This window comes from Streptomyces prasinopilosus (genome assembly GCF_001419695.1).
GTDB classification, from domain to species: Bacteria; Actinomycetota; Actinomycetes; order Streptomycetales; family Streptomycetaceae; genus Streptomyces; species Streptomyces prasinopilosus.
The window spans coordinates 1-2,531 of the sequence record NZ_LIRG01000745.1 but is presented as its reverse complement, the minus strand read 5'-3'; the positions used below and the strand labels follow the sequence as shown (position 1 = coordinate 2,531).

Below are 2,531 nucleotides of genomic sequence, written 5' to 3'. Positions count from 1 at the left end.
CGACTCCGTTCCCCCCGTCCTCCGATGTCCTCGCCGGACGGGGGGAACGGAGTCGGGGAGCGACGGGTTCACGCAGTCACCGACGGTGCGGCCTCGGGACCGTACGGGCCCGGCGTGACGGATTCGTGCGCGCCCCGGGGGGTCCGGCGGCGGGGATGTGCGGCCTCCGCAGACACGGGAAGTGGTTCAGGCGCGCTCCAGAACGGCCGTCACCCCCTGTCCGCCCGCCGCGCAGACGGAGATCAGGCCGCGGGCGGGGGCGTCCCGTTCGGCCAGGAGTTTCGCGAGGGTCGCGACGATGCGGGCGCCGGTGGCGGCGAAGGGGTGACCCGTGGCCAGGGAGGAGCCGGCCACGTTCATCCGGGCGCGGTCGACCGGGCCCAGGCCCCGCTTCTCCCAGGCGGCCAGGGTGGCGAGCACCTGGGAGGCGAAGGCCTCGTGAATCTCGATCAGGTCGAAGTCCGCGAGGTCCAGCCCGGTGCGCTCCAGCAGGCGCGGGACCGCGTACGCGGGGGCCATCAGCAGGCCGTCCTCGCCGTCCGCCACATCGCCGTGCACGAAGTCCACGGCGGCCGTCTCGTACGCGGTCAGGTACGCCAGCGGCTCCAGTCCCCGCGCCCGCGCCCACTCCTCGCTCGCCAGCAGGACCACCGCCGCGCCGTCGGTGAGCGGGGTCGAATTGCCCGCCGTCATCGTCGGGTCGGGGCCGTCCAGGCCGAACACCGGCTTCAGGGCGGCGAGTTTCCCGACGGTCGAACCCGGCCGGAGGTTCTGGTCGCGGGCCAGCCCGCGGTGGGGCACCACCAGGTCCCGGAAGAAGCCGCGTTCGTACGCCGCCGCCAGCCGCTGGTGGCTGGTCGCCGCCAGTTCGTCCTGGGCCTCGCGGGTGATGCCCCAGGCGCGGGCGGTGACCGCGGCGTGTTCGCCCATGGACAGGCCGGTGCGCGGTTCGGCGTTGCGCGGGATGTCGGGGACGAGGTGGCCGGGGCGCACCTTCGCCAGGGCCGCGAGGCGGGCGCCGGCCGTCTTCGCCCGCCGCGCCTCCAACAACACCTGCCGCAGGCGGTCGTTGACGCCGAGGGGCGCGTCGCTCGCCGTGTCGGAGCCGCCCGCGATCGCGGACTCCGTCTGGCCGAGGGCGATCTTGTTGGCGGCGGCGACGACGGCCTGGAGGCCGGTGCCGCAGGCCTGCTGGATGTCGTAGGCGGGGGTGCGGGCGTCCAGCGCGGAGCCGAGGACGGTCTCCCGGGCGAGGTTGAAGTCGCGGCTGTGCTTGAGCACCGCTCCGGCGACGAACTCCCCGACCGATCCCGGCGCTTGAAGTCCGTACCGCTCGACGAGGCCGTCCAGGGCGGCGGTCAGCATCTCCTGGTTGGAGGCGGTGGCGTAGGGGCCGTCGGAGCGGGCGAACGGGATGCGGGTGCCGCCGATGATTGCGACGCGCCGCACGGCGGCCGGCCGCGCGGAGCCCACCGGCCGCGCGGAGCCCAGCGGTTCGCGCGGCTCCGCCGGTCCGTCCGGTCCGCTCGCCCTGCTCGGTTCCCGAGGGTTCATCTCGACCCGCTCCTCACACTGACGTAGGATTACCACCGGTAACCTTACTTCAGAGTAAGTTCCGTTGGGGCGCGTACGCGCAGACGCGCACCGGACGCATCCAGGGCTGGGAGTCGCACATGGCCGACCGCTATCTGAGCTTCACCGGGACCACGCCCGGCCGCCTCCTGAGCCGTCGGCTGGGCCTCCCCCAGCCGGCCCCGCTGAAGCGCTGGTCGGCGGCGCGGCCGGGCCTCGACGGCGGTCTGCTCCACCTCACCGCGGGCAAGTCCGGCCTCGACCTGGCTCCCGTCCTCGCCCGTGCGGGGCTCTCCACGGGCGGGCCCGGCGGCGCGGACGACACCGGCCGGCCCGCCTCCGTCGTCCTGGACGCCACCGGGGTGCGCGACGTGGCGGACCTCGCCGAGGTGCACGCGGCCCTGCATCCCGTCGTGCGGTCGGTCGCCGCGAGCGGCAGGGTCGTCCTGCTCGGCTCCCCGATCGACGCCGCCGACCACCATCAGGCGGCCGCCCAGCAGGCGTTGGAGGGCTTCACCCGCTCCCTGGGCAAGGAGATCGGCCGGGGCCGCACCGTGAACCTGGTCCGCCTCGCCGACGCGGACGCCGCCGAGTCCACCCTGCGCTTCCTGCTCTCGCCCAAGTCGGCCTACGTCAGCGGTCAGGTGATCGAGGTCGGGGCCGGCGCCACCACCGGCACCGGCCCCGCCGGCGCGTCCGCCGCGGACCCGTGGGACCTCCCCCTCGCCGGACGCACCGCCCTGGTCACCGGCGGGGCCCGCGGCATCGGCGAGGCGGTCGCCGAAACGCTGGCCCGGGACGGCGCCGAGGTCGTCGTGCTCGACGTGCCGCGGGCCGGGGCGGACGCCCGGCGCGTCGCCGAACGGATCGGCGGCCTCGCCCTCCCTCTCGACATCACGGCCGCCGACGCGGGTGCCCGGATCGCCGAGGCGCTCCCCGGCGGCCTGGACGTCCTCGTC

The 2,531-nt window shown here is 75.6% G+C and carries 2 protein-coding genes; one reads left to right on the top strand and one right to left on the bottom strand.

All coding sequences use genetic code 11. The features are described 5' to 3' along the window. Positions 1-186: 186 nt before the first annotated feature. Positions 187-1,554, bottom strand: coding sequence for an acetyl-CoA C-acetyltransferase (locus AOK18_RS25700; protein ID WP_079105180.1), 1,368 nt, complete (start codon positions 1,552-1,554; stop codon positions 187-189). 119 nt (positions 1,555-1,673) lie between these two features. Between AOK18_RS25700 and AOK18_RS35205 the strand changes: the two genes are divergently transcribed. Beyond that, on the top strand, positions 1,674-2,531 hold an 858-nt coding region (locus tag AOK18_RS35205; protein WP_157865187.1), incomplete at its 3' end, for an SDR family oxidoreductase.

Bases quoted from the DNA above. Each gene is read 5' to 3' on its own strand.
- AOK18_RS25700 (WP_079105180.1), bottom strand. From the start codon at position 1,554: ATGAACCCTCGGGAACCGAGCAGGGCGAGCGGACCGGACGGACCGGCG.